We start from the raw sequence: 4,002 nt of genomic DNA, 5'->3' as shown, positions 1-4,002 counted from the left end.
CGCCGCCGGCACTCCGCCTGCGGCTACCGCAGCCCGATCACCTACGAGAACACCACCACCGCGGCTACGCTACGACCGGCCGCATAACAATCAAATCGCGTGTCCACTTTTCGGGGCGAAGGCCCGTGTTCGGCAGCTTGCCGAAGCGTTTTGCTTACCGTGGCGTCGATCGAAGTATCCGTCACAACCGTCCCCCAAGGAGCCATCTGTGAAACTCCGAAAGCTTGCCGTTGCCGTCGCTGGCGCCGCCGTGCTGACCACCGGCGCGGTCGCCTCCGCCTCGCCGGCGTCTTCCGAGCACACCAGCGGCCACTACCGCGCGCCGTCGAATTCGCTGCGGGCACTGGCCTCGAAGGTCGGCCTGCGAGTCGGCACCGCGGTGATCCCCTATGACCTCGACAACGCCGCCTACCGGCGGATCACCGCCAGCCAGTTCTCCTCGGTAACGCCGGGCAATGAGATGAAGTGGGAGACGGTCGAGCCGACCCGAGGCAGCTATGACTGGTCTGCGGCCGACCGCCTGGTCTTATTCGCCAAGCAGCACGATCAGCTGGTCCGCGGGCACGTTCTGCTGTGGCACAACCAGTTGCCCGGCTGGCTGACCACCGGCGTGCAGAACGGCACGATCGGCAACGGCCAACTGCGCGCACTGTTGCACAAGCACGTCACCGACGAGGTGACCCACTTCAAGGGCAAGATCTGGCAGTGGGACGTCGCGAACGAGTTCTTCACCGACAGCAACCCCTCGACGGTCAATCCGAACGACTTCTGGATCTCGCACCTGGGAACTGGTGTCATCGCCGACGCCTTCCGCTGGGCGCACGCTGCCGACCCCAAGGCGTTGTTGTTCTACAACGACTACAACATTGCCGGTGAGGACGGTTCCAACGCCAAGTCCGACGCGGCGTACGCGTTCGTGAAGCGCTTGCAAGCAGCGGACGTGCCCATCGACGGTGTCGGCGATCAGGCACACCTGGACACCCAGTACGGCTTCCCGACCAAGATGACGCAGGATCTGCAGCGGTTCGCCAGGCTCGGTCTGAAGGTTGCCATCACCGAGGCGGACGTGCGCACCTTCGTCAACAACGCCACCGAGCAGGTGCCCACCGACCAGCTGGCGATCTCGGCGCACGCGTACTACTACGACCAGCTGCTCAAGGCCTGCCTCGCCGTCCGCAGCTGCATCTCTTTCACCGTCTGGGGATTCGGCGACAAGGACTCGTGGGTGCCGGGATGGTTCACCGGTGAGGGTTACGCCGGGATCTATGACGTCCACCTGCAGCCCAAGCCGGCCTACACCGAACTGCAGCAGGACCTCAAGCTCGCGGCGAACGGCGCACCACGCCGGTAGCCAAACACCATCAGCTCGACTCGTTTGATCGTCCCGATGGCCGCCTCGGCCGGACTGACGGACGGTGGTCGGATCGATGGCACAGCTGGCCGTCGAGCGGAATTGACCCTATCGCCTGCCGGACTCGAGTTCAGGACGACCATCCGGCGTCGAGCTGTGACAGCCTTTCGACGGGGAAGCCCGGGCTCCGATGATTATCCCGTCCCATCATTGTCCGTCCGGCGACGAGCACGTTGAGTACTGTTTCCTCAACGCACTGCACGACTGCCTCGTACAGCGCATCCAGCTGTCCCCACGGGACAAACTCGAACGAGGAAAGCGCGTCTGCCTGGGCGTGAGTGTCGATCGAGCTGTCCAGCGCACCAACGTTCGTGGTGGAGAAGGCCAAGAATAGATCTCCGGAGAAATGGCTACCGGTGGTGCCCGTCCGAGCGAGCCCGAAAGGAACTCTGCGGGCGAGCGCCTTGCATTGACCCGGCAGGAGCGGTGCGTCCGTTGCGACGATGGTGATGCACGAGCCGGCTCCGGGCGGGGCGAACCAGTCGGTGTCTTCCATGGGGTTGTCCTCGAGTAGCTGCGGCCCTACCCGGCGGCCCGCAATGGTCAGCTCTTTGCGGCCGCCGAAGTTGGCTTGCATCAGGGTGCCAACGGTGTAGAAACGTCCACCGACCCTGACGATGCGGGAAGCGGTGCCGGTTCCTCCCTTGTAGGCATAGCAATTCATCCCGGTGCCGCCGCCGACCGAACCCTCCTGGAGAGGGCCGGACCGTGCGGCGTCGAGGGCGCGAATCGCCACATCGGCGTTGATGTGTGGGCCGTTGATGTCATTGAGGTAGCCGTCCCAGGTCTCGGCGACGATCGGAAGGTGCCAGCGAGGGGCAAGCTCAGGCTTTTGCGCGATCGACCAGTCGATGATGCCGCGGTGAACCGCTCCGATGGCGTGGGTGTTGGTGATGCCGATGGGCAGAGACAGCGCGCCGACCTCGTCGAGCCACGCGGTACCGGTCATTTCACCATTGCCATTCAGGGAGAACCAGCCCGCCGGACACGATGTCCCGATGCCGTCCCGCCCGAGTGGCAGAATCGCGGTGACTCCCGAGCGCACGGGTCCATGGCCCTGTTCGAGGGGGCCTTCTCCCTGGATGAGGGTTTCGTAACCGACCTGAACTCCGGGCACGTCGGTGATCGTATTCCAGCTCCCGGGCCTTCCCTCGAGTTCTATTCCGTAATCGCGCGCTCTGCGCGTGGTTGCCTGCGCGCCTTCGATCGTCGTTATGATGTCGCCTCGGTGGCGTTCGACGCACCGGGAGGACTGATTTCCGTTGCCGGGCCCATCACGAGCGCCCCGGCATCGTCAACGGCGTGTTCGTCGTGGGCGGCTGCGGGCATCGTCCATCGAGTCGCGCGCTGTGGGTAGAGGTAGACGTAGTAGTAGGCATAGCCGATCGCCAACGCCCCGACGGCGATGATGACCTGCCAGGGGTTGCCCTTCCACAGCTCGTAGGTGACGTAGCCCAGCGAGAGGATCACCACGACGGGCGCGAGGGGCCAGAGCGGCATCCGGTAGTGGGCGTGGGAGCTTGTGCCGTTGATGCGACCGATAATCGCTGACAGGGCCACGATGACGTAAAGAGCGACCAGAGTGGCGCCGGTAGCGATGATGAGGGAGTTGAGCGGAACTATTGCGGCGACGATCGCTGCGACCGCTCCTACGAACAGCGTTGCGGGCAGCGGCGTCTGCAGCCTGGGGTGCACGTAGCGGAAGAAGTTGCTGATCGGGTCGGGGTAAGCACGGTCACGCGCCGAACTGTAGAGGGTTCGGCCGCCTTGCAGAGTGATGGCCACGACGGCGTTGATGATGGCAATCGCGATGGCCAGACTGACGATGGTGTTCAGGGTGCTGCTGCCTCGAGCGGTGATGAAGTACTGCATCGGCGCCGGGTTGCTGATCAAAGCACCCAGGCTTGGCGCACCGAGAACAACTGCGGTCATCGGAATGATCTCTGCGGCGACGGTGATCGCCAGTGACCACAGGATCGCCTTTGCAATACCGCGAGCGGCGTTGCGGGTTTCTTCGGCGAAGTAGATCGACGCTCCGTAGCCGTTGTAGGCGAAAATGGCAGTAGCCATCTGCGCGGCTACCAGTCCGAGGCCGACGCCGGTGAGAACGCCGTGGCTGTCAGCGGTCTGGGCGTGGAACAACACACTCACCGGCCGCGACACGTGGAAGAAACCGAGGACGGTCAAGACGACAAGGGCAGCCATCTCAAACACCAGGCAGGTGCCGGTAACCCAGGCGTTGGTGCGGATGTTGAGTACGGCGATGATCGCGCAAAGCACGATGACCCCCACGCCGACCCATTTGGAATCGGCTCCGGAGACCGCAGCGGCCAGGTACTGTCCCGTGCCCAGGGCGATGACGCCGATGATGAGGATGATGCTGAGGGCGTTCATCAAGAAGAGCGCGAACCCGGTGGCTTTGCCAAGGACGCGCGCGGCGAAGGAGTACTCGCCGCCTGCGATCGGGGGGCCTTCGCCCCGAAAAGTGGACACGCGATTTGATTGTTATGCGGCCGGTCGTAGCGTAGCCGCGGTGGTGGTGTTCTCGTAGGTGATCGGGCTGCGGTAGCCGCAGGCGGAGTGCCGGCGGC

At 64.2% G+C, this 4,002-nt stretch carries 3 protein-coding genes; 1 reads left to right on the top strand and 2 read right to left on the bottom strand.

Features of this window, described 5'->3' with window-relative positions; translation table 11 throughout:
* Positions 1 to 208: 208 nt before the first annotated feature.
* On the top strand, positions 209 to 1,351 hold the full coding sequence (locus RM423_RS24175; RefSeq protein WP_311425594.1) for an endo-1,4-beta-xylanase: 1,143 nt from the start codon (positions 209 to 211) through the stop codon (positions 1,349 to 1,351).
* Positions 1,352 to 1,481: 130 nt separating this feature from the next.
* Here the strand turns inward: RM423_RS24175 and RM423_RS24170 are convergent, their stop codons facing one another.
* A complete protein-coding gene (locus RM423_RS24170; protein ID WP_311425595.1) occupies positions 1,482 to 2,537 on the bottom strand; it encodes a DmpA family aminopeptidase in 1,056 nt (351 codons plus the stop codon).
* Positions 2,538 to 2,623: 86 nt separating this feature from the next.
* Positions 2,624 to 3,904, bottom strand: coding sequence for an APC family permease (locus RM423_RS24165; RefSeq protein ID WP_311425593.1), 1,281 nt, complete (start codon positions 3,902 to 3,904; stop codon positions 2,624 to 2,626).
* Positions 3,905 to 4,002: the final 98 nt, after the last annotated feature.

Origin of the sequence: Jatrophihabitans lederbergiae (genome assembly GCF_031845305.1) — a bacterium.
Taxonomy (GTDB): Bacteria; Actinomycetota; Actinomycetes; order Mycobacteriales; family Jatrophihabitantaceae; genus Jatrophihabitans_A; species Jatrophihabitans_A lederbergiae.
Note: the sequence above shows the minus strand (reverse complement) of the source record. Positions and strands in the feature narration are given on the sequence as shown.